The 25198-nt window shown below is 38.7% G+C and carries 12 protein-coding genes; 7 read left to right on the top strand and 5 right to left on the bottom strand.

Annotated features, from left to right (window positions below):
• Positions 1–50 precede the first annotated feature (50 nt).
• Positions 51–1802: a RagB/SusD family nutrient uptake outer membrane protein gene (locus KO521_RS02755; protein WP_215938374.1), complete on the top strand. Its 1752-nt coding sequence runs from the start codon at positions 51–53 to the stop codon at positions 1800–1802.
• Positions 1803–1906: 104 nt separating this feature from the next.
• Positions 1907–5494, top strand: a complete 3588-nt coding sequence (locus KO521_RS02750; RefSeq protein WP_215938373.1) for a VCBS repeat-containing protein — start codon at positions 1907–1909, stop codon at positions 5492–5494.
• A 108-nt stretch (positions 5495–5602) separates the two neighbouring features.
• On the opposite strand, the gene KO521_RS02745 is transcribed toward KO521_RS02750, so the two are convergent.
• From KO521_RS02745 to KO521_RS02735, 3 genes are all read right to left on the bottom strand, one after another.
• Positions 5603–7084, bottom strand: coding sequence for a sulfatase family protein (locus tag KO521_RS02745; RefSeq protein WP_215938372.1), 1482 nt, complete (start codon positions 7082–7084; stop codon positions 5603–5605).
• Between the two features lie 90 nt (positions 7085–7174).
• Positions 7175–7891 (bottom strand): dienelactone hydrolase family protein, encoded by a 717-nt coding sequence (locus KO521_RS02740; RefSeq protein ID WP_215938371.1) that lies wholly within the window; start codon positions 7889–7891, stop codon positions 7175–7177.
• A 129-nt stretch (positions 7892–8020) separates the two neighbouring features.
• Positions 8021–16807 (bottom strand): T9SS type B sorting domain-containing protein, encoded by an 8787-nt coding sequence (locus KO521_RS02735; RefSeq protein WP_215938370.1) that lies wholly within the window; start codon positions 16805–16807, stop codon positions 8021–8023.
• Positions 16808–16943: 136 nt separating this feature from the next.
• On the opposite strand from KO521_RS02735, the gene KO521_RS02730 reads away from it, so the two are divergent.
• Together KO521_RS02730 and KO521_RS02725 are read left to right on the top strand one after the other, a co-directional pair.
• Positions 16944–18065 (top strand): PQQ-dependent sugar dehydrogenase, encoded by a 1122-nt coding sequence (locus tag KO521_RS02730; RefSeq protein ID WP_215938369.1) that lies wholly within the window; start codon positions 16944–16946, stop codon positions 18063–18065.
• 50 nt (positions 18066–18115) lie between these two features.
• Complete coding sequence (locus KO521_RS02725; protein WP_252729828.1) at positions 18116–18517, top strand: c-type cytochrome; 402 nt, start codon at positions 18116–18118, stop codon at positions 18515–18517.
• Between the two features lie 2 nt (positions 18518–18519).
• Here the strand turns inward: KO521_RS02725 and murQ are convergent, their stop codons facing one another.
• Both murQ and KO521_RS02715 read right to left on the bottom strand, forming a co-directional pair.
• Entirely contained in the window at positions 18520–19329 is an 810-nt protein-coding gene (gene murQ / locus KO521_RS02720) for an N-acetylmuramic acid 6-phosphate etherase (RefSeq protein WP_215938368.1), read from the bottom strand.
• Positions 19330–19334: 5 nt separating this feature from the next.
• Positions 19335–20084, bottom strand: a complete 750-nt coding sequence (locus KO521_RS02715; protein ID WP_215938367.1) for a DeoR/GlpR family DNA-binding transcription regulator — start codon at positions 20082–20084, stop codon at positions 19335–19337.
• A 193-nt stretch (positions 20085–20277) separates the two neighbouring features.
• On the opposite strand from KO521_RS02715, the gene nagB reads away from it, so the two are divergent.
• From nagB to KO521_RS02700, 3 genes are all read left to right on the top strand, one after another.
• Positions 20278–22206, top strand: coding sequence for a glucosamine-6-phosphate deaminase (gene nagB, locus KO521_RS02710; protein WP_215938366.1), 1929 nt, complete (start codon positions 20278–20280; stop codon positions 22204–22206).
• A gap of 147 nt (positions 22207–22353) precedes the next feature.
• On the top strand, positions 22354–23628 hold the full coding sequence (locus tag KO521_RS02705; protein ID WP_215938365.1) for an MFS transporter: 1275 nt from the start codon (positions 22354–22356) through the stop codon (positions 23626–23628).
• On the top strand, positions 23621–25198 hold the full coding sequence (locus KO521_RS02700) for a glycoside hydrolase family 3 protein (protein ID WP_215938364.1): 1578 nt from the start codon (positions 23621–23623) through the stop codon (positions 25196–25198). The genes KO521_RS02705 and KO521_RS02700 overlap by 8 nt, the downstream gene beginning before the upstream one ends.

Genomic DNA, 25198 nt, shown 5'->3' with positions numbered 1-25198 from the left:
AAGAAGCTTGTAAAGAATATCTGTTACAAATCACATTTTAAAAATATAATATGAAAACAAATAAGAATTCAAAAAAGCTGACCCTAGCTATGGTCGCACTGCTCGCGTTAAGCGTGTCCTGTAGTGATGAGTTTTTGGAAATAGCCCCAACCGGTTCCTTAGCTGATGCTCAAGTAGGTACGAGCGAAGGTCTTGATGGTCTTTTAATTGGTGCCTATTCAATGATTAATGGAAGACTAAACGTAGGTAACGAACGTGGTGGTGCTCCCAACCACTGGCTTGTAGGATCAATACTTGGTGGAGATGCCAATAAAGGAACTGACCCTGGAGATGGCGCTTCATTGGCCACTTTTCAAAGATTTCAAGCAGATGCAACTTTTGCAGAAGTTAATGTATTGTGGCAATCACGTTACGAGGGTGTTAGTAGATGTAATACGGTATTGAGCACTGTTGCAAATAATAGTGAATCTCTCCCTGCTGACAAAGTAACTGAGATAAGTGCTCAAGCCAGAATGTTACGGGGTCATTTCTATTTTGACTTAAAGAAAAACTTTAACAATATTGTTGTTTTTGACGAAACAGTACTCCCAACGGATATTGTTTTACTAGCAAACGATGGTGATGCTTGGGCTATGATTGAAGCTGATTTTCAATATGCCTATGATAACCTTCCCGAAACAACAGATGCTGGTAGAGTGAATAAATGGGCCGCAGCTTCTTATATGGCTAAGGCTAAATTATATCAAAAAAAGTATGCAGAAGCCAAAACATGGTTTGATGATGTCATTGCTAATGGTGTAGCCTGGAATGGTGAGAAATATGCTCTTCTTGATGACTATTCAAAAGTGTTTAATGCTGCATTTGATAATCACGTAGAAGCTATTATGGATGTTGAATCTTCTAATGAAACAGGAAGTGTAACCAATGCTAACTGGTTTGATGATTTAAACTACCCTTACCTTACCGGAAACGAAGGTCCTGGTGACTGTTGTGGATTTTTTCAGCCTAGTTTTGAATTAGCAAATTCGTTTAGAACTGGTGCAGATGGACTTCCTTTACTTGATAAATCATATAATGACCCTGCAAACGAGGTAGTAAACGATATGGATGTTGCTTCTACGGAACCATTTACTCCAGATGCAGGCCCATTAGATCCAAGAATTGACTTTTCCATTGGTAGAAGAGATATCCCTTATTTAGGATGGAAACCTCACCCAGGACAAGCTTGGATACGTGTTCAGGCTTATGGTGGTCCTTATTCTCCTAAAAAGTTTGTTTACTATGCTGATCAAGAAGGTACGCTTACCGATGCTAGTTCATGGACACGTGGTTATGCCACTATGAACTACCCAATCATCCGTTTTGCTGATGTGCTGCTTATGGCTGCTGAAGCAGAAATAGAAGCAGGAACATTGGAAAATGCAAGAACCTATGTCAATATGGTACGCGCTAGAGCGGCTAAATCTGAATTTTGGATTAAAAATGAAGATGGATCTGATGCAGCTAATTATGTTATTGAAGAATACCCTGCTGCTCAATTTGCCAGCAAAGAATCTGCTACAGAAGCAGTTCGTTTTGAAAGAAAACTTGAATTATCAGGTGAAGGGCATCGTTTCTTTGACTTAGTTCGTTGGGGCGTTGCTGCGGAAGAAATCAATGCTTATCTTGATTATGAGGTTCAAAAATTAACACAGGCTTACTCTGGAGCTAGGTTTACTGCAGGCAAAGATGAGTACAGAGCTATTCCTCAAACACAATTAGATTTACAGCCAGGGGTATTACAACAAAATCCTGGTTATTAATACATTAGTTTAATTACTTAAAAAAGCTGCTCTAACGAGCAGCTTTTTTTGTTTATATTCAAACCTTCTTGCATATTTGTAGACTACCATATTCCAAGTGTCAAATGAAATTAAAAAACTCGTTCCCAACAATACTATTTTCTATATTTTCTACTGTATTTCTACTTTTTACAAGTTGTAATAAAAAAGCTTCAGCTACAAGGTTTATAAGTGTAGACCAAAACGATTCTAAACTTATTTTCAATAATAAACTAATTGAAAATGATTCTATAAACATCATGGACAACGAGTTTGTTTACAACGGTGCGGGCGTTGCTTTAGGTGACTTAAATGGTGATGGTTTTGACGATATATTCTTTGCTGGCAACCAAGTTGAGAACAAACTTTTCCTTAATCTCAAAGAGCTTAAATTTAAAGATGTTACAGAAGCTGCCCTTATAAGAAAAACAGATTCGCTACAATGGTCTTCGGGTGTATCAATTATAGATATTAACACAGATGGCAAGTTGGACATATACGTCTGCAATACTTTCAGAAAAACTGATATTCAAAGAAAAAACCTGCTATACATTAATCAGGGGAACAATACACAAGGTATTCCTGAATTTAAAGAAATGGCCGAGGAGTACGGTGTTGCCGACGACACCTACTCATCTCATGCACAATTTTTTGATTACGATAATGATGGCGACCTTGATTTATTTATTGGAGTGAACCAGATTGAAGGTATTGACCCAAGTGATTTTAGACCCATAGAAGATGATGGTTCATCTATGAGCAAGGATCGTCTTTATGAAAATATATGGGACTCTACTTTAAACAAACAGCGATTCATTAACGTTTCCAAGGATGCAGGAATCGTATTTCACGGATACAGCCACAGCACATTAATTAATGACTTTAATGATGATGGTTGGCCTGACATATACGTTGCGAATGACTTTTTAAGTAGTGACCTAATTTACATAAACAATCAAGACGGTACATTTACTAATAAGGCTAGAGACATATTTAAACATTTTAGTTTTTCTTCAATGGGAAGCGATGCTGCGGATATTAACAATAATGGAAATCTTGAGTTTTTCACTACTGAAATGCAACCCTATTACAACAAAAGAAAAAAACTATTTCAAGGCCCAAGCAATTATCAAAAAGAGATTTTCATAAAAAAATACGATTACGAAAAGCAATATGCACGTAATACGCTTCAAACTAAACTAGGAACTAATCCAGAAACTAATCTTCCTGTTTATGGTGAAATAGCCATGCTTACAGAAACAAAAGAAACTGACTGGAGTTGGGCTCCTCTCTTTGCAGATTATAATAATGACGGGTTCCAAGACCTTTTTATTACTAATGGATTCCCTAAAGATGTCACAGATCGAGATTTTGGGGATTTCAGAGCTAGTTCAAGTAGGTTATTAAGTAAAGAAAAATTACTGGCAGCCATACCAGAAATAAAGATTCCGAACTTTATGTTCAGTAATCATGGAAATTTAAACTTCAAGGATAGCACTAAGAATTGGGGATTGAACATGCCCACCTACTCCACTGGGGCAGCTTACGCAGACCTAGATCATGACGGAGATTTAGATTTAGTCGTAAGCAACATAAATGACAACGTTCTGCTACTCGAAAATAAATCCAACGAATTTAAGGAATCTCAGCACTACCTAAGAGTAAAATTAACTGGTCAAAAAGAAAACATTAGTGCAATAGGTGCATATGTTGAAATTTTTGCAGATTCATTACATCAAAGGAAATCCCTTTTATCTGGGCGTGGATACCTTTCTCAACCCGAGCTTACTTTTCATTTCGGAATAGGAGACAGACAAAAAATTGATAGTCTTTTAATCAGTTGGCCAAATGGAAAATACCAAGTAGTTAAAACTACTGTATTAGATTCTGTCCTAAACATTGCATACAACCCAAAAGAAATAACTAGTCTCAAGAATAAAAAGATTGAGCATAAAACTACTTTTGAAAATGTTTCTAAAAATTATAATTTAGAGCATCTTTCACAAGATCATGACTTCATTGATTTCAACTTTCAAAGTACCCTACCACATAAATTTTCTCAATATGGCCCTTCTCTTTCCGTGGGAGACATAAATGGCGATGGCTTAGACGATATGTTTGTTGCTTCAAGTAGAAATTTTAGAGAAAAATGGTTTATTCAAAATTTAGATCAGACTTTTAATCAAATCGAAGTAGGATATAAAACATCGGACAAGCTTGAAGAAGAAGATGCTGGAACGTTGCTTTTTGATGCGGACAATGATGGAGATTTAGATTTATTCATTGCTCGTGGTTGTGCCCAGTACCCCAGTGGTCACGGCTATTACCAAGATATTCTAATGATTAATGATGGAAAAGGAAGCTTTACTCAATCTGAGGAAGGTCTTCCGGACATGAAAACTAATTCCTCTACAGTTAAAGCTGCCGATTTTGACCGCGATGGAGACCTAGACCTTTTTGTTGGAAGCAGAGTTCTCCCTTTTTCCTACCCCAGACCAGATCGTTCATACATCTTAAGAAATGACAGTACTAATGAACAAGTTAGATTTACCGATGTAACTACAGAAGTAGCCACAAACCTTGAATATCCTGGGTTGATAAGTGATGCGCTATGGACAGATTTTAACGGAGATTTTTGGCCTGACCTAATTTTGGCCGGAGAATGGGCTCCGTTACGTTTCTTCCGAAATGAAAATGGAAAATTAATTGAAATTACCGATAATACAGGTACATCTAATTATTCTGGCTGGTGGAACAGCTTAGCCGCTGCTGACCTAGACAACGACGGAGACATAGATTATATTGCAGGAAATGTTGGTGAGAATATTAACTTTAAAGGCTCAAAGGAAGAACCTGTACATATATACTCTAAAGACCTTGACCATAATGGCTCCATAGATCCACTTATCTCCTTTTACTTAAGGGATAGCATCGGTATTAAAAAGGAATATTTATACCATCCTTGGCAAGATGTAACAAAGCAGTACGTAGGTATTAGAAAAATGTTTAATTCATACGGTGAGTTTGGCGAATCCACACTACCTGAAATGTTTTCTGATGGTCTTTTAGATGATGCCACCGTTGACTCTCTTACCTATATGAAAAGTTCATGGATAGAGAATTTAGGAAATGAAAAATTTAGAATGCACGAACTGCCAGTTCAGGCACAGTTTGCTGCTGTCTACGGGATTCAACCTCTAGACTTTAACGCTGACGGCCTGAAGGATATTCTTTTAGTAGGTAATGACTTTGGTATGGAAGTACAGCAAGGGTCTGCAGATGCCATTACTGGGCTTGCTCTAAAAAATGAGGGGAATGGTAATTTTATACCAGTTTCATTGGATAAGAGTGGTTTCTTTGTTCCTGGAGATGCCAAAGCAATTGTTAATTTTAGAGTGGGTGATTCAAAAACATTGATTGCGGCATCTCAAAACAATGATTCTTTAAAAGTGTTTAATACGCCTAAGTTAACCCGATTGAAAGTACTTGCTTTACAACCAAAAGAGGTAAAGGCGCAAGTAGTATTGCACGATAGTACCAAACAAATGCATGAGTTTTACTGGGGCAGTACATTTCAATCACAATCAGGACGGTTCATAGAAGTTAAAGAAGACTTTATAGAAATTCGTTTCTATGACAACAATGGAAACCTAACTCGACAAATTCAACCCTAAAATTATTTTAGCAAATTTGTTAAAAGTAATATGTCAAGTGTTTTTTTCCTAAACTAAGAATAACTTATCAAGCTTAAAAATTAAATTAGGGTTAGATGTATCTATAAATCAATACTCCCCCTCATGCTTATAATCTCCAAAACGATACTTTATCGTTTGTTTTAAAGGTATTTGCATACCATTCGTTTGTTCTAACCAGTTATAAATATCCGTAGACATAGATTTAACAATCTCTTGTTTATCAGGTTCTGCAATTAGATTATACATTTCCTCTGGATCGTTTTCAAGGTCATAAAGTTCATTCCTGTCCCAAATTCCTTGGTATTTCATGTACTTATATTTCTCTGTACGCATACCAAATACTGTAGGTGTCATGGGAAAATCATACTCCCAAAAATATTCGTAAAAAACCTCTTCACGCACTTTAGCTCCAGGTTCTCCTGTAAGCGCTGGTATAAAGGAAACACCTGGCATATTTTTTGGTTTCTCTACTCCTGCTTCTGCCAAAATTGTTGGTCCTATATCTATATTCTGAACCATTGCTTTAGGTTTCAACCCTCCTTCAAACAATTCGGGACACCTTACCAACAAAGGTACTTTTACAGATTCCTCATAAAAATGTCGTTTATCAATGAGACCGTGTTCTCCCCAACTAAATCCATTATCGCCCATGTATATTACCAAAGTTGACTCATCAAGTCCTTCATTTTTTAAATATTGCATAACAGAACCCACACTTTCATCTACACCTAATAACGTTTCACAATAATCAACTACCATTTCGTGTATATCACGATTCTCGTGATACATATAATCCACACCATGCCAACTCACTCTTTGATTTGCTACCCATTCCGGCCATTTTAAATCTTTATACGCTCCCGTTTTGGTCTGCTCGTACGTTGTCGGAAGCGCTATTTTGTTTCCTTTGTAACGCCCTTTATGTCTACGAGCAGGTTGAAAGCCAGCATGTACTGCCTTATGTGATAAATACAAGAAAAATGGTTTTTTCTTATCTCTGTTATCTAACCAATCTATTGCATGCTCGGTTAGTAAATCTGTGATATAAGTTGAATCTTTATAAGCTGTTCGCTTTCCATTAATGTTCAATGTTGGATTATAATACACTCCTTGTCCTGGGAAACTTTCCCAATGTGTGAAGCCGGGTTGGGGGTCGTCACCATGGTCCCCCATATGCCATTTTCCAAAAAAACTAGTTTGATAGCCCTCTTTCTCCAAGTACTGAGGAAAATACATTAAGTTACCTGGATCAGGCGCCTGATTATCTACGATGGTATGTGAATGAGAAAATTGTCCGGTTAATATAGATGCCCGACTTGGGGAGCACAATGAAGTGGTTACAAAAGTATTTGATAAATAGGCGCCATCTTGTGCTAATTTATCCATATTGGGAGTCTCCAGCCAAGGAACTTTGCCTGTGAACCCCATATAATCATATCTATGGTCATCAGTTAAGATGAATACTACATTACGCGGTTTTTTCTTTGTCTTTTTTTCGGGTTCCGTATTTGCCAATAAACAGGAAACATTGAATACCGTTAAAAAAAAAAACCCGTAAAATAGTCTCATTCTATTCATTTTATCTAAATTATATATAGTACAAGTATAATTACTTTTAATTGAAAATACTGATTTAATCACCACATTAGAAATGACTCTCTACTGCCGCTCCTGCTTCATAAACCATTCATACAACTCCTCGTTATCATAAGCTTGTATCCACGAATCGTGACCAACACCTGGGTATCTTGTAAAACGGACATCATAGTTCATGCTTTTTAGTTTAGCAACCATGGTTTCCGATTCTGATATTGGAATAGACTCATCTTCTTCCCCATGAAAGACCCAAATAGGCATTTTTTTGTCTATCCAAGAAGCATATGGAAGAGGCGTCATACCACAAACCACGGCCATTGCAGCAAACTTTTCAGGGTATTGTACGGCCATTTCCCAAGCAGCTCCTCCTCCTCTACTTAGTCCGGTTAGATAAATTCTGTTTTTATCAACTCGGTTATTTTCTACAATAGTGTCCAGTAACTGCATTACAGAGCGTGTATTCCACCACATTTTTTTTTGCGGATTTTGAGGTGCCAATATCAAAAAAGGAAATTTCTTTCCTCTTTGAATTAATTTTGGTGGACCATTTCTTTTTACATACACCAAACTATCACCGGATTCCCCTCCTCCGTGAAGAAATAATAAAAGGGGATATTTTTCTTCCGTATTTTCTTCGTAGCCTTCAGGATAGTAGAGGTAATAGCTATAGTTCTCTTTGATTACCGTTTCTTGTTCGGCATCTATTAGCTTGTATTTAGATTGGGCGGCACAACTTTGCAGTACGAAACAAAGCAAAATGAGATATAATTTCTGAAGCATTTATGTATTCTTCTCCGTAAATAGATATAACGGAATTCATCGGTTAAAATACAATTTATAAAACAGCGCAAAAAAGAAACGGATGCCAAAATAGGCATCCGTTTCTTTTTTTTATTATTCAATCAACTTTTAACGATACAGGGTAAAATGTCCAACATATCGTATATCTCTATCATCATTTTGATTTACAACATACCAGTAGTCACCCGTTGGAAGCTCCTTACCTTCATAAAGACCGTCCCATTCACTAACTGCATCTAGCTCTGCAACTACCCTACCGTAACGGTCATAGATAATTACCTCAATGTTAGGGAAGAACTCTCTGTTACCTGGTGCCCAGAAATCATTCTCATTATCACCATTGGGTGTAAAGAAATTAGGAATTTCTAGCATACCTGTAAATTCAAACGGTATAACGGCCACTGCTACACAACCATTTTGATCTACCACTCTAATTTCAACTTCACCGCTTTCGGTAGTTGTATACAACCCTTCGCTTCCATAAGACTGTCCATCAAAGAAGAACTCATATCCACCAAAACCACCTTCAGCAGTTGCAGTAATCTCATTAGGACCTGTTTTCTCAGCCACTAATGTTAACGGATCATAAGCTTCTATAGTAAACTCAACAAAGTTAGTACAACCGTTTTCATGGTAAATGTAAGCTGTATAGTCGCCCGGAGCTAAATCACCCCAAGAACGTTCAGTCGTTGCCAAAGCCGTAATAGCATCAGATGGGTCAATAGGGTTTAAGGCGAACAACAGGTCTGGAATTAAACTCTCCTCTTGCAACTGCACGGAAGCCGTGCTATTAGGGAAAATACCTTCACAACCGTACTGAACCAAAGGTTCCGCTGTTAGGTCCACTCCTATATCTATTGTAATTGGCACATTGGTACCACATCCATTGGCATCTTGTACAAAAATTATATATCCTTCTCCTCCAATTAAACTATCAAAAGATAAACTATCATTTCTTAAAAACACTTCGGTTCCATCGGAATTAGGACCAACTAAACGAGTTTCATAATACTCATCCAATGTTGTAGGATCTACAAATGGCGTACCTCCGGTTACTGTAATTTGTGCCGTACCATCTTCAAAACCGATACATGTTTCTGGCGTTGTACTGAAATCTGTAATGTCTATTTCGTCAGGTTCACTTACCACTATTTCAAAAGTCTGAGGACAACCTTCCGCATCTTGCGCTAATACTGTATAAGAAGGATTACTAGACGTATTTGCCGGTAAATCCGTAAATGTATATACAGTTGGGTTATCAGGGTCACTAAAGAACTCACTTAAGTTTGGCTCTATAGCAAATTGAACCAACCCTGCAGTAGCACTTGTAACCTCCATTGTAATAGTCCCATCACTCTCTCCAAAACAAGTGGTTGGCGTACTATCACCTACTATATCTACCGGTATGGCTGGGTCAATAACAAACGGACCTTGTACAACCCCACAATTAGCACGGCTAATGACTGAAATCCAGTAACTGCCCGCGTCCAAGTTTTCAAATGTTCCAAAATCCTGCATAGTACGGTTTTGGTAAGTGGCCATGGTTTCTGCGACAAAAGCATCAGAACCCGGATCAGAACTATAAATTCTAAATTCATAAATACCCGTACCTCCGTTAGCAATACCTTCTATTCTACCATCTACTTCATAAGCACATGAAACATCAAAAGTAGGAGAGTTTATATCTATACTCAACGGCTCTGCATCGGTAATTGTAATACCATTGGTCTTCACGGCCAAACAAGAGCTTAAGCTACCTACCTTACGTACTTCATAACGATAGGAGTCACCAATAGTACCTGGAATACCAGTTGCAACGGGAAGTCCATTTGAATCTGTTCCACTAATAAGAGTCCAAGGTCCTCCAGAACCGTTCACACTGTACTCGTATGTTCCTCCTTGTGGATTATTTACACGGATCATCATAGTTGCCGCATTACCACAGGCCGGAACCGATGTTTGAATTAATGCCGGATTAATTGGTGGTGGCGGAATTACTTGAATAGGTGCAGACACAACTCCACAACCTAAAGTAGACGCTACTTCAACCGCGTACCACCCGCCAGGAATAACTCCTGATGTACCGGAAAACTCCGGATCAGTTTGATAACCTGTCTCGGTCACAACATCAGTATTATTATCACTCCCTAAATGTAATAATCGATACTGGTACCCTGCACCTGGTACACCGCCAATAGCTCCTGGTGTTGTACTATCGGTTGGGTCTACAGCTAAAATGATAGCATCATTACCTGTTGGGCATTCCAATTCTCTTGTAATTATTGCTTCTACCTCAATTTGTGGCACCGCTATTAATTCAATTTCCTCAGTGTCGGTACACCCTTCCACATCTCTTACGGTAACCCTGTAATTTCCACTAGCAAGTCCGGTAAAGGTATTGTTACTACCATTGGCTGCGAAAGTTGCATATGAGGCATTCGAGTGGGGTGCAAAACCACTACCTACAGTGCTTTCATATTCCAACATATATTCATAAGGAGCTGTATCCCAGCCACCTTCTGTTGTGGCTACTATTTCGCCCAGATCATTAGTACAACCAACTCTACCAACTTCATCTAAAGTAGTAATAACCAATGCGGTACTTGGCGTGCTCAATACGGTGACATTACTAAAGACATTACATCCAGTGACCGTTTTATTGCTTTCGCGAATTACAACACGGTGATTACCACCTTCTAATCCCGTAATGATAAAAGGATTTCCGTCTGTAGCTATATCAACAGTTCCGTTGGAGTTTCCAGCCACTGTGGCACCAAAAGCACCTCCAGTAAATCCTGGATCACTAGAATCGTATACCCAATATTCATATTCTCCTGTAAAGCCGCTTACATCAATACTTAATTCACCCGTTGTAGTTCCAAAGCAACTTACAGCTTGTGATTCTGTAATTGTCACGGTTGGTAACACAGGTTCATCTACCACATAAGCAGCTATAGGATACGTACAACCTCCTATATCGTTTACTTGTAAATTGTACTCACCGGCAACCATAGGTAAATCAAATTCTACAAAACTACCACTTGGTTGGGTCTGATTAGCTACTGGAGCTACAGAAAAACCTTGATCTTCAATAATAAAGTTGGTACTACCCGCTACAGTTACACGAACTCGCTCCGGATTTTCACAATCCATTGGAGACACCTGAGTAATTGTCGCTGTTACATTATTAGGAGGGTCAATGACCACATCAGCGCTAATATATTCGCAACCATTACTATCAATTGCATAAACATTAAACGTTTGCTGCACCCCAGTATCCACTATTACAAAATCCATAGTGTTACTGCTCGTAGTTTGATAACTATCTGTTGCATTTATCTTAAACCCATAATCCGCACCATTCCCTACTTCAACACCATCAACAGTTGCAGTAAGTATCGTGGTACTAAATCTGTTGGCACCAACTTCACATTGTAATGTACCTGCGGTAGCAGTAATACTGAAAGCTGGTGGTTCATTAATAACTACTTCTGCCCTATCAAAACAATTTCTATCTGTTACCACCTCTAGTACATAGGTACCTGGAGTTAAATCGATAAATGATCCAGAATTGTTAAATTCATCTCTAGATGACGTATCATAACCTAATGGCATAGAGGCCAAATTTGTATCATAAAGATTATATTCTTTAATACCGTCTACATCTGTACCCGCTATTAATGAAGCTGATATACTTCCATCATTTAGACCATTACAACTTACGTCCGTTGCACCGGTTTCATCTATTTCCGGACTGGTTGGTGCTGATCTTATAATATTGTCTACCGTAGTGGAACATTGACCTGCCCCATCATTTACAATTTGATCTTCAATTTCTACACTATAGTTTCCTGGCGGAACATTTGTAAAATCAACAACGGCATTAAATACAGCATCATCACCATCATCTGAAATGGTCATGCTTACAGGGTTTCCGTCAAAATCAGTTCCTGTTAATGTATAGTCAAAATTACCACTACCACCATCTGCTGTAATTGTAATAGTACCATCTTCTTCTTCGCAATTAGGTTCTGTAGAGAAATCACCAGAAGCAGTTAAAACTTGATACACTTCAGCCACTCCATCAACCTCACAACCATTTGCGTCTATAATATTGTAAGCGTAAGACCCAACACTGTTTACAGTAAATGTTGCTGTAGTGTTAATAGCTGAATCACCTGAATTTGCCACAGTTTGGCTTACCCCATTCAAGGTAAACGTAGGCGTATCAAAATCTCCTGGCAGACTTAAGGTAATATCAAAACCTGTTGCAGCAGTAGCAGTTACATCACATTGATTATCAACTACCGGGTCTAGTAAAGGCAAATCAGGATTCATTTGTATGATAGCTGCAGATGTACTTGCAGGACATCCTCCGGCATCCAAAACCCAAATATCGTAAGTGATACCTGTTAAAGAACCTGCTAACTCTTTAGTTGGAGAACTGTCAAATTCTGATGCCGCTGGTGCAACTCCTGGAGCCAAGGTTCCTTGTTCTACAAATGCAAACTCATAAGGTGCAGTTCCTCCATTTGCCCTAACGGTTATTTGTCCTAATGCATTACAGTTCGCATTCTGATTATCGATAACATCTACACGAGGTAATGCTAAGATAGCCTCATCTTCATCACCATCCGAACAACCGGATGCGTCTTCTACAGAAACACCATATCTACCTGCTGGAACGGATAAGTCGGAAGCTAAAGTAACTAATGATGATCCAGTAACATTATATATGATTGAACCAGTATCTAAATTTGTAATCACAACATCAAAAGGTGCAGTACCCGTGGTAATGTCATAATTTACACCAACATTTCCATTTCTACATGTTGCGCCGTCTACCAAAATATCCACGTTCATTCCTGGGCCATCCGGTAAAGTAATCACCTCTTCATATATACAACTTGTTGCCGTGTCACGCACTTCAACTGTGTATGAAGTTCCCCACATTAGATTTGTAAAGCAATGTTGGTTTGGTAAAGCTGGTGCGCCATTTGGAGATTCCCAAAGGGTGGCTGGATCAGCTACCAAACGAATCTCATAAGGCCCCGTTCCATTTACAATATCAACACAAACCGTAGTCCCTCCCGGAGTACAAACTGCTGGCGGTGTAGGGTAATTTGGTATAATATCAAGATTGGTTGAAGCAATTACCAAAGTTTCTTGATCAATACACCCTCTTGAGTCTATTACAATTACTTGATAGTTGCCCGGTACCAAGCTAGCGTCTTCTATATCTAAAGGTAAATCTCCCGGGGCTACATTATTTCTTGTTATAAAAGCATTTCCGAAATTATCTTCAATGGTTATTGTATAATTAGGAACACCCGGTGAAATCATAGGGTTAATAGTAACTCCTCCTGATAAAGCCCCTGTAGTACAAGTAGCATCAATAGGCGTAATACTAGCATCAACAGAAGCCACAGGATCTGTTACCACTGAAATGACAGTAACGGCAGTAACACAATTCCTTACATCTTTTACCACATATTCATAATCACCTGCCGCTAACCCGGAATATACGGTTTGATCTAAATAAGCATAATTAATAGCATCGCCAGTTGGACTATTTGGATCTAACGGGTTAGACTGTAATTCCCCTACTGGTGCAAATACAACCTCAAACGGCGGTACACCTGAAGATACTGTTGGTGTAATCTCAACAAAACCACTATTAGCATCGCCACAACTTGGGCCTACTACTCTGTGTGTAGCGGCAATATTGGTAGGTTCTGCAAATGTTAAAGGTTCTGATATATTACTGCAGCTGTTATTATCGGATATCTCTACGGTATAATCACCAAACTGAGTGAAATCCATAGTATACGTAAACGTATTAGATGGCAGCTGATTTCCGGTATGAGCTGCAACGGCAACACCGTTTCTAAATATGGTGTACGAGGTAGAAGTCAAATCTGAAATATCTCCACCAGAAACCGTAATCTGCATTTCTCCATCACCTCCACAATCGATCTCCCTATTTAAATCGAGACTAACTTGTACTTGTGGTGGAATTCTAATTACAGACGTAGAAGCCGTACAGCCGTTAGCATCAACAACTTCAATCGTATAATTACCAGGAACTAAGCCTGTAAATGTATGTGAACCTGCAACACCAGGGACTAATGTTCCTCCATTAATCCTATACTCATGTGTTGCCAAAGCAGCTGTACCAGCTGTTGAAGTGACCGTAATCTCTCCGTCATTAGTAGCTGAATAACAATAATCTATTGCCCCTTCTGTAATGGTAGGTGCATCAAGACTAGTTAAAATAAATGTATTTGAAGCCGTACACCCTTCAGAATCGATAACTGTTATGGTATAAGTTCCTTCTTCCGTTAAATTACCGAATGTACGTCCAGTTTTTGGTCCTTGTACGGTTCCACCTGGCCATTGTAGCTCATAACGATACCCGCCAAAACCACCTGTAGCATCGCCACGTACTCTACCAATATTATTATTCTGGCAGCTCATATCCGTTACTGTTGGTGTAATACTTAATGGAGTTGCTGCTTCTTCTACATCAAAAGATGCAGTAGAAGTACAATTGGTATCGTTGTCCGTCACTGTAATTTCATACGTACCAGCTCCTAAGCCTGTAATAGGAATTTCAAAATCACTGCTTGTACCACTAACAACTGGTGTAGCTGGTAATTGAACGACTGCATAGTTGTAATCTGTGGCAAAGCCATCTATCAAAAAGGCACCAGTACCATCTGTCCCACTAGGACAAACACGTCTGTCTCCACCAGATTTTACTTGAGCCCTAATAGAACTAAAGCCACCCGTTGTGAAGTTTCCTGTATACGTACACCCACTAGCATCCGTAATTTCAAACTGGTACGAGGTATCTAAATCCAAACCAGGAAACACATTACTACCCTGTGCAGGCGGCAAAGTGGTTGTGGGGTTGGATGATATAATTTCATATTGCGTAACCGTATAAGTTGCAGGTAATACATTTACAGTGACCCTACTTGTTCCCGAAGCACAATCTAGATTGTCTTGAGCAAAAGTTATAGAATCGGGAGGAGTTGGCTGTGATATATCTATTGGCGTTAAAGCCTGGAAACAACCAGCATCGTCCTTTATATATGGTGTATAATTACCAGGTAACAAACCAGTAAAGGAGGTTCCTGGTTGGTATGTTACATTATCTAAACTGTATTCATACCCGCTTCCAGAACCACCACTAGCAACAGCAAAATCTATTATACCGCCTCCATTAACACAAGTATAGTCTTGAGTCATTGCTGCGGAACCTGTTAGTCCTCCTGCAGAGGTTACTGTTTCTGCCGGTAAAGACAATACACATGAAAATGCTCCTTGAGAATATTGTACTTCAACAATATTATAAGTGCCATCCGCAACCGGTATGGTTGATGAACTTGTAAACGGGTCACCTGCATTATTAGTGACTCTATAGGCCAAATTAAAACCTTTTGGGTCTGTTACCGTAAATTCAACTTTACCGCCACCATTAGTACATGTACCAACAATATCATCTGCCGTAACATCCGGCGGATCTAATTGTGCTACATATTCAGATTTTTCGGCTGTACAGCCTGAACTATCGGTAATGTAAAAGGTGTAGGTGCCTGGATTATTAACTGTATATGAACTTGTACCTGTAAAATTACCACCAGAAGTACCGGAACCTCCGCCAACTACGGTATAACTATATGTACCAGAACCTCCCGAGGGAGTTACATCTATATCAATACTAGTTATATCCGAACAACCAAAACTCATACCATTTGTATCCGTAATTACGGTTATAGGACTTAAACCTGTACCCACCGTAATAGGGTCTCCATTGGTATCTGTATATTGAATTGGTGCAGCTATACCATTGGGAATATCTTCCTTACAATCATTGGTCTCAACCTTAACCGCATATGTTCCTTCACTAACCGCTCCAAAAGAATACGTATTACTTGAAATAGTTGAAGTAAATTCTATCTCTGCTCCGCTATCATCTAATAAGGTATAAACATAAGGACCAGGAACTTCAGGATTTACCGAAACATCTATAGTACCTGTCTCTCCACTACAAGTAGGATTTGTGAATGTTACATCTATTTCAATATCTACTGGTTCAATCTCTATAGGACCTATTAGATATTCACAAACCTCTCCAGAAATATTCAACCTGGCCTTAACAGTATAGGTACCCGGATCTAAATTTGAAAAAATAGAAGAAGATTGGTAAGGTCTCACAACCGTTCCTCCTTCATTAAGGTTAAATTGGTAACTGTTAGGAAGACCTGTAATTTCTATTCTTCCTGGGTTATTACAAACAAAATCTTTTGAAGAAACTCCATATGAAATAGTACTTTTCTTAACCTTAAAAAAGTACTGCTGCCCATCGGCAACAACACGATATTCCGCTCCCGTTGTTGCAGAAATACTACTGGCATCCAATTGAAACGTAGGTGTTGTAGCTACTTCTGTGTAACAGGATATGGTTGTATTAGGACAATCTTGGTTTATATCCGGAGTACAACTGCCTCCTAGAACCTGCCAAGAAACATTACTATATGAACCTGATAACGAAATAATCTCATCATCAGAATCTCCACATAGATTAAAACGAGCAACGGTTGAACCATCTGCAGTACAACCCACTTCTTCATCTGCATTCTGAATGATAGTTGCAAACATGGGTGGAGCGGCAGCTTCTTTGGCCGTGCTTCTGTTTGAAGTCGTATTTAATAATGTTTTTGATTTGGTAACGGTTTCACTTTTAACAGAAACCGCTTCCTTTACCGCAGAGGCCACGTCATCATAAAGATCAAAGGCTTTCTTTCCTGCAATTGCAGAACTACAGACTACTGAAAAGGTCATCAACAGTAGAGCGTACAGAATACGCTGTGTTTTTTTTGGGAGCATAGGTTAAGTCATTTAAAAAAGAAAACGAGCGATTTGGGGTGCATCACTTTCTCTCGGGTAATTCTATTAAACTTGTAAATTCTCGTTATCTTTAACCATAACGAGACACCTTAATATTATCATTTAACGTCAAAATATGCGAAATAGTGTATTAACGATAGCCTTCATCGCCATAACCCTTAGTTATTCTTGCGCACAAAACACTGAAAACAAGGTAGATACCCCAGAAAATGCGCCATACACTGCAGAACTTATGATCGATGAAATGCAGACTCCTTGGGGTATGGTGTTTTTATCTGCAAATGAAATGTTGATTACTGAAAAATCCGGGGAACTTATTCACTATAAAAACGGAGAGAAAATAAAGGTCAAAAACGTTCCCGAGGTTTACCAAAGAGGTCAAGGCGGACTCTTAGATATTGAATTGCACCCAAATTATGAAAATACAGGCTGGATTTACATTTCATATGCGTCCGAAGAAGGTAAAGAAAAAGGAGGGCACACGGCCTTAATGCGCTGTAAATTGAAAGATAATACACTAACAGACAAAGAACTACTTTACAAAGCTTCTCCGAACACCACAAAAGGACAACATTTTGGTTCACGCATTGAATTTGACAATGATGGTTACTTATACCTATCTATTGGAGAACGAGGTGCCCGCGACGAAAATCCACAAGACATAACCCGTGACGGGGGAAAAATTTATCGATTTTATGACGATGGAAGCATTCCTGAAGATAATCCGTTTGTTGGTATCAAAGGTGCCAAAACCGCTATTTACAGTTATGGACATCGGAATCCACAAGGATTAGCAAAACATCCTGAAACTGGTGAAATATGGGATAACGAACATGGTCCAAAAGGTGGCGATGAAATAAATATCATTAAAGCCGGCGCCAATTACGGATGGCCCCTTGTTACCTACGGTGTAAATTACAGCGGTACCCCTATTACCGACAAAACTGAGATGGAAGGCATGACACAACCTGTTCACTACTGGGTACCAAGTATTGCGCCTAGTGGTATGGCATTTGTAACTACTGATAATTACAGAGACTGGAAAGGAAGTATTCTAGTGGGATCCTTAAAATTTCAGTACATGGAGCGGTTACATATGGATGGTACCAAAGTTGTGAAACGGGAAAAACTATTGACAGATTTGGGTCGGGTACGGGACATAAAAGAAGGCCCGGACGGGTTGATATATGTTGCCGTTGAAGGTAAAGGAATCTACAAATTAGTCCCTAAATCCTAAATATCCCTTTACCTTCCATAAAAATGAATTACCAAACAGAAACAAATTTTATGAAAGAAAACTTTTGCCTTTTTTTGTTCTTATTAGTTAGCGTATACTATGCGCAAGCACAAGAAACCGTACTTGCGGAGAGCATGCAACGAGGCGCTGAAATTTATACCGACTTCTGTGTTACCTGTCATTTAGAAGGAGGAGAAGGGATTACCGGCACCTTTCCCCCACTAGCAAAATCCGATTATCTAGCTCAAAACCGGGAAGCAAGCATCCGTGGTGTAAAATACGGACAACAGGGAGAGATGACAGTAAACGGAGTTACGTATAACAATATCATGACACCTATGGGGCTGGATGATGATGAAATAGCTGATGTTATGAATTTTATAATGAATTCATGGGGCAATTCTTCGGACGAAATCGTTACAACAGAAGAAGTACTAGCCATTGAAAAATAAGTTTAGGCTCCCGCATCAATAGCCGCCTTTACAGAACCATGTTTTTTAAGCAATTTCTCTGCCTTATCATAATCTATGCCCAAACCTTCTGCTACATAGCGCGTTCCCCTATCAACAAGCTTGCTATTGCTCAATTGCATATTTACCATCTTATTTCCTTTCACCCTGCCAATCTTAATCATCAAGGCAGTTGAAATCATATTGAGCGCCAATTTTTGAGAAGTCCCACTTTTCATACGTGTACTTCCTGTTAGAAATTCCGGCCCAACATTCAGTTCTATCGGAATATCTGCCGCAACTGCCAATGGTGACCCAGGGTTGTTGGTAATTCCTGCGGTTAAAAGTCCTTTTTTCTTCGCTTCGGCAATACCTCCTAAAACATATGGTGTAGTTCCAGAGGCAGCGATACCCACCACCACATCATTTTCAGTGATATTATGAACCATCATATCCTTCCACGCCTGTACGCCATCATCCTCTGCATTCTCAACAGCTTTTCTAATGGCGGTATCTCCTCCTGCAATCAAACCAATTACCCGTGTATGTGGCATACCAAAAGTTGGTGGTATTTCAGAGGCATCCAAAATACCCAATCTTCCACTGGTACCCGCACCTATGTAAAACAAACGCCCGCCTTTTTCAAACCGTTTCGCTAGACCATCAACCAATACTGTTATTTGGGGGATTACCTTAGCTACTGCATCCGCTATTTTTTGGTCTTCTTCGTTCATCTTTTGAAGAAGGGTAATTGTATCCATCTGCTCTAAATTATCGTGATTAGATGGTGTTTCGGTTATTTTAGTATACTCCATAATGGTTATAGAATTCTGATATCGTGGTTTCTAAATGAATTTAAAAGGGCATTCTCCGGTTCTAGCTCCGTAACTAGTGTATTTATTGCATTTATATCGCATGTTTTATAGCGATGCTGCGAGTTCAATTTTTCGGAGACAGACAAAAGTACCGTTTTTTTCGAGCATTTTATTACGGCTTTTTTTACCTGTACAATATCCCAATCAAACTCTGTAAGTCCGTAATGCGAATCTACATAACCCGTCCCAATAAAACTGAAGTCTACCTTTATCTCCGCTAAATTATGAATAGCATTGGCACCAATGGCCGTTTGCGATTCTCTTGACACTTGGCCCCCAATCATAATAACCGTTACATTAGGTTTTGTAAGCAATTCCATAGCTACGGGAAGACTATGGGTAAAGCAGGTCAATTCAATTTGTTGAGGAATCAATTGCGCTAGTTCCAAACAGGTAGTTCCGCCATCTACAAAAATAACACCTCCATCTTTTAGAAGGGCAAGCGCTTTTTCGGCAATAATAATCTTTTCTTTCTGCTTATATATATTTACGTTTCGGGTATTGTTGGTCGTGAAACCTAAGGATATGGCTCCACCATGTACACGACGTAATTTATTCTCTGCATCCAGTTCCTTTACATCCCGCCTAATCGTATCAATAGATACATCTAGAGATTCAGCTACATCGGTCAATAAAATTCTATTATGTAGTTCTACTTGACTGAGAATGGTCTGATGCCGTTCTTCTTTTAACATTGCACTTTAAATTAAATTCTCAGCAAAGATAGCAAAATATGAGAATTGCTGTTTTTTACCATCTTAAAGTTAAATAATCATTAAAAAAGCATAAAACAGCATTCAAAAAAAGCACAAAACAGCAAAATGGAATTGTTTTGCATATATTTGCATTAATAACTTTCTATACAACAAACACAAAAGAGCTGCTTCTATGAAAACAATTTTAGAGAAAAATGGTGTAAATATCAGGTATAAACCGGTTGGACAATTTGAAGAAACTCGTTTCGAAAAAATTCATAATGTAATTTTTACCGATTCAAATCAAGCCTCTATTAAAGTTGCAGAAGAGATTGCTGCCCTTATCAGAAAGAAACAGGGTGCGAATAAGAATTGTGTTTTAGGTCTTGCTACAGGTTCATCACCTATAAGGGTTTATGAAGAGCTGGTCAGGATGCATAAGGAAGATGGCCTTAGTTTTCACAACGTCATCACCTTTAATTTAGACGAATATCTTCCTATGGAGAAGGATAATCGCCAAAGCTACTGGTATTTTATGCATGAGCATCTTTTCAACCATGTTAATATTGCTCCAGAAAACATACATATTCCTGATGGAACCTTAGCTCCTAATAAAGTCATTGACTATTGTATTGCTTATGATGAGAAAATAAAGAAGAAGGGCGGACTGGACTTTCAATTGCTTGGTATTGGACGTACGGGTCATATTGGTTTTAACGAACCTGGTTCTCACTACAATTCCGGGACCCGTGTGATTACGCTAGATCATATTACCCTTTTAGATGCAGCACCTGCTTTTCTAGGAATTGACAATGTTCCCAGAAAGGCCATAACTATGGGTATATCTACGGTAATGAGCGCTAAGAGAATTGTGCTTTTAGGCTGGGGGGAAAACAAAGCAAATATCATTAAAAAGACAATTGAAGGCAAAATTTCTCCGCAAGTTCCTGCTACCTATTTGCAAGATCATAAAAACTGTACGTTTGTTTTGGATACCGGTGCCGGTAGCCAACTTACACGCAACAAGACCCCGTGGTTGGTAGATGAATCTTTAGAATGGACGGAAACATTGACTTCAAAAGCTATTGTGTGGCTATGCGACGAAACCAAAAAATCTATACTGAGTTTAACGGATAAAGATTATAATGACAATGGTATGTCCGGTTTATTGGCCATGGAGGACTCGTACGATTTAAACATAAAAATGTTCAATAAGTTACAGCATACCATTACCGGTTGGCCGGGCGGTAAACCAAATGCCGATGATTCTAGCCGTCCAGAACGCGCGAAACCTGCCAGAAAACGAGTGATTATTTTTAGTCCGCATCCTGATGATGATGTTATTTCAATGGGCGGTACTTTTGATAGATTGATAGAGCAAGGCCATGATGTGCACGTAGTGTATCAAACCTCGGGAAATATAGCGGTATCTGATACGGATGCACTTCGTTATGCCGAGATATCCAAACGTATTGCGCCTTCAGAAGAAGCACAAAATATAATAGATTCTATTGAGCAGAAAAACGATAGTAGTTTTGATTCTCTTGAGGTAAGAAAACTAAAAGGAAATATTCGTCAAGGAGAATCTTATGCGGCTGTACGATACTTGGGCCTTGAAGATTCTAAAGTTCATTTTTTAAATCTTCCTTTTTACGAAACGGGAACTATCAAAAAAAACAATCTTTCAGAAAAGGATATTGAAATCGTACAAGCTATTATTGCCGATATAAAACCACATCAGATATTTGCCGCTGGTGATTTGGCGGACCCTCACGGCACACATAAGGTATGTCTTGATGCCATCTTTGAATCATTAAATAGATTGAAAACTGAATCTTACATGGATGATTGTTGGGTATGGCTTTATAGAGGCGCATGGCACGAATGGGATGTGGACGAAATTGAAATGGCGGTACCCATGAGCCCTAGCCAAGTACTAAAGAAACGCTATGCCATCTTCTGCCACCAATCGCAAAAAGACGGAGTTATGTTCCAAGGAGACGATTCCAGGGAGTTTTGGATGCGCGCCGAAGAAAGAAATAAAAATACAGCAGAAAGATATCGTGCATTAGGTCTTTCCCATTATGCAGCAATGGAAGCTTTTGTACGCTATAAATTTTAAAACTTTCTGAATACAAAAAGACCTGTTATCCTTTAGTAACAGGTCTTATAATTTTCTTTTCCAAATATTAGAAAGTATCCGCTTCAAAATACCCACAAAAAATAGTAGCTTTAAACCACTTTTAAACTTTAAGCTACATACAACTTCATGATAGAAAAAGACAAGGGAGCATGGGTCTGGGTTCCCATTTTATATTTTACCCAAGGCCTACCGTATGTTTTGGTTGTAAGTGTGTCCGTAATTATGTATAAACAACTGGGTGTTAGTAATGAAGACATAGGTTTATACACTAGTCTTCTATACTTACCTTGGGTGTTAAAACCGCTATGGAGTCCGTTCGTAGACCTTAAAAGCACCAAACGAAAATGGTTTTTATCCATGCAATTGCTAATTGCGTTAGCCCTTTTCGGGGTGGCACTTACCATCCCTTCCAGTTTGTTTTTAACTACTACCCTAGCCTGTTTTTGGATGGCGGCTTTTGCATCCGCTACCAATGATATTGCTTCTGACGGATACTACATGCTTGGATTGACGGAGAAAAAACAATCATTTTTCGTCGGTATGCGCAGTACTTTCTATCGGCTGGCAATGGTTACCGGAGAGGGTTTAATTGTAGTAATGGCGGGTTTCCTAGAAAATAAGTATGGTGATAATTCAAAGGCATGGAGCATTACCATGACGGTGGCAGCCTTCCTTATGTTGATTCTAACGGTCTCTAATTTTTTTGCTGCTCCCAAATACGAATCATCCGTAGAGATTACAAGAGATAGTCCAAAAGGTTTTTTTGAGGTTTTTGCTTCATTTTTTAAAAAACCAGGCATAGGTATTGCTCTTGCCTTTATTTTAACCTACCGTCTTGGTGAATCTCAACTAGTAAAGATGGCCGCACCTTTTTTATTAGATGCCCCTGACAAGGGTGGCCTGGGGTACTCTACAGAACAATTAGGTACCATTTTTGGCACAGCGGGTGTTATCTTTCTTTCCATTGGCGGAATTCTTGGAGGTATACTCATTTCAAAAGATGGACTAAAAAAATGGATGTTACCCATGGTCATTTCATTAAATCTGCCCAATGTATTGTATGCCATTCTGGCCATGACCAAAACAACAAGTATTTATGCGGTAACCGGTACGGTTATTCTAGAGAAGTTCGGTTACGGATTTGGGTTTGCAGCCTTCTTAATGTACCTCATTTATATTTCCGAAGGAAAATCCAAAACCTCGCACTACGCCATTGCTACCGGTTTTATGGCGTTAGGAATGATGCTACCGGGTATGATAAGTGGTTTTATGCAACAGTGGTTAGGCTATGGCGGATTCTTCGTTTGGGTCGTAATTGCAGCGCTTCCGGCCTTATTTTTAGTAAAATTTATCAAATACCCAGCAGATTTCGGGAAAAAATCTACCAAATTAGATGCCTAATGTTCTACCACATACAAAAGCCTCTAAAACATTAAATTTAGAGGAGAAAGTAGGTCAGTTATTTATGCCTGCGGCTTTTATAAATGATTCTGAAGAAGAAATTCAGCAGTTAGAAAAACTTATTAAAGAACATTCTGTTGGTTCATTATGCTTTTTTCACAGTAGAGCCAGTGCAGCCACAAATTTTGAAGGGAAGAAAAAAATAGTCTCCAACGAGAAAAGTTTTGAAACGTTGCAGAATCTGATTATACGTTATCAAAAATCAGCAAAATACCCTTTATTAATTGCGATAGATGCGGAATGGGGTTTAGCGATGCGAATTGAAAAAACTCCGCAATATCCTTATGCTATTACTTTAGGAGCCATTCCTGACGATATGGACCATCTAATTTACGATGTTGGCAAAAATATTGCAAAAGACTGCAAAGCCGCTGGAATACATTGGAACCTTTCCCCATGTGTGGACATCAATAATAACCCAAACAACCCTGTTATTGGCTATCGTTCTTTTGGAGAACACAAAGTAAACGTTGCTAGAAAAGCTTTGGCCTATATTAATGGAACCCGTTCCGAAGGTGTATTGACCAGCATTAAACATTTTCCGGGGCATGGAGATACCGCTACGGATTCTCATTTAGGGCTTCCATTGATAAATAAATCAAAAAAGGAGCTAATAAACAATGAACTTTATCCTTTTCAAAAATTGATTGCAGAGGAGGGTGTAGATTCGATTATGGCGGGACATCTATCCGTTCCTGCCCTTGCCAACGGAAAAGACACTCCTTCTAGCATTTCAAAAGATATTATCAAAGGGGTTCTTAGAACAGAAATGGGCTATGAAGGCGTTGTTATTTCAGATGCTTTGAACATGCATGCCGTTTCAAAAAACCACTCTGTAAAAGGTGAGCTGGAATGGTTGGCCTTCGATGCCGGAAATGATGTTCTTTGTTTTGCGGAGCATGTAAAAGAGGGTATTGAAGCTATCCTGAAAAATGCTACGGAAATGCAAATAGAAGAAAGTTTTAATCGCATATGGAAGCTAAAAGAAAAAGCTATTCCCCCTACTCAAAAGATAGGATCCGATTTAACCGATCCGGTTATTTTAAATGAAAAAATAGCAAAACAAAGTATCTCGTTAATTAAAGGTTCTCAAGAGATAATTGAGCGTTTTAAGAAGACTGATTTCTTTGGAGTAAAAATAAAACAAAATACTGATAGTCAATTTTTTAAATCGATTTACAAAAATAAAGAATTCAACATTTTATCTGATATAGAGAAAATAAAAAACTCCAATAAAAACATTCTTTTGGCAGTGTATCCACCTCAAATAAAACCTACTGGTAATTTTGGTTTCACGGATAAAGAACTGTCTGAAATCAATCAACTTATTGATGCCAATAATGTGATTATTTATGTTTTCGGGAATCCCTATGTGTTAAACCATATCGATTATAAAAACGCAAAATCCGTAGTTATCGCCTATCAAAACCAAACGTCTTTTCAACAGGTTGCAGCAAATCATTTTTTAGGTAATTTAAAAGTACGAGGCAAACTACCAATATCTCTTTAA

The organism is Zobellia uliginosa, from assembly GCF_018860745.1.
In the GTDB taxonomy this organism is placed as follows: Bacteria; Bacteroidota; Bacteroidia; order Flavobacteriales; family Flavobacteriaceae; genus Zobellia; species Zobellia uliginosa_B.
Note: the sequence above shows the minus strand (reverse complement) of the source record. Positions and strands in the feature narration are given on the sequence as shown.

What these genes read in the sequence shown, in the direction of transcription:
- KO521_RS02755 (WP_215938374.1), top strand. Translation starts at nt 51, where the DNA reads ATGAAAACAAATAAGAATTCAAAAAAGCTGACCCTAGCTATGGTCGCA.
- KO521_RS02750 (WP_215938373.1), top strand. Translation starts at nt 1,907, where the DNA reads ATGAAATTAAAAAACTCGTTCCCAACAATACTATTTTCTATATTTTCT.
- KO521_RS02745 (WP_215938372.1), bottom strand. Translation starts at nt 7,084, where the DNA reads ATGAGACTATTTTACGGGTTTTTTTTTTTAACGGTATTCAATGTTTCC.
- KO521_RS02740 (WP_215938371.1), bottom strand. Translation starts at nt 7,891, where the DNA reads ATGCTTCAGAAATTATATCTCATTTTGCTTTGTTTCGTACTGCAAAGT.
- KO521_RS02735 (WP_215938370.1), bottom strand. Translation starts at nt 16,807, where the DNA reads ATGCTCCCAAAAAAAACACAGCGTATTCTGTACGCTCTACTGTTGATG.
- KO521_RS02730 (WP_215938369.1), top strand. Translation starts at nt 16,944, where the DNA reads ATGCGAAATAGTGTATTAACGATAGCCTTCATCGCCATAACCCTTAGT.
- KO521_RS02725 (WP_252729828.1), top strand. Translation starts at nt 18,116, where the DNA reads ATGAAAGAAAACTTTTGCCTTTTTTTGTTCTTATTAGTTAGCGTATAC.
- murQ (WP_215938368.1), bottom strand. Translation starts at nt 19,329, where the DNA reads ATGGAGTATACTAAAATAACCGAAACACCATCTAATCACGATAATTTA.
- KO521_RS02715 (WP_215938367.1), bottom strand. Translation starts at nt 20,084, where the DNA reads ATGTTAAAAGAAGAACGGCATCAGACCATTCTCAGTCAAGTAGAACTA.
- nagB (WP_215938366.1), top strand. Translation starts at nt 20,278, where the DNA reads ATGAAAACAATTTTAGAGAAAAATGGTGTAAATATCAGGTATAAACCG.
- KO521_RS02705 (WP_215938365.1), top strand. Translation starts at nt 22,354, where the DNA reads ATGATAGAAAAAGACAAGGGAGCATGGGTCTGGGTTCCCATTTTATAT.
- KO521_RS02700 (WP_215938364.1), top strand. Translation starts at nt 23,621, where the DNA reads ATGCCTAATGTTCTACCACATACAAAAGCCTCTAAAACATTAAATTTA.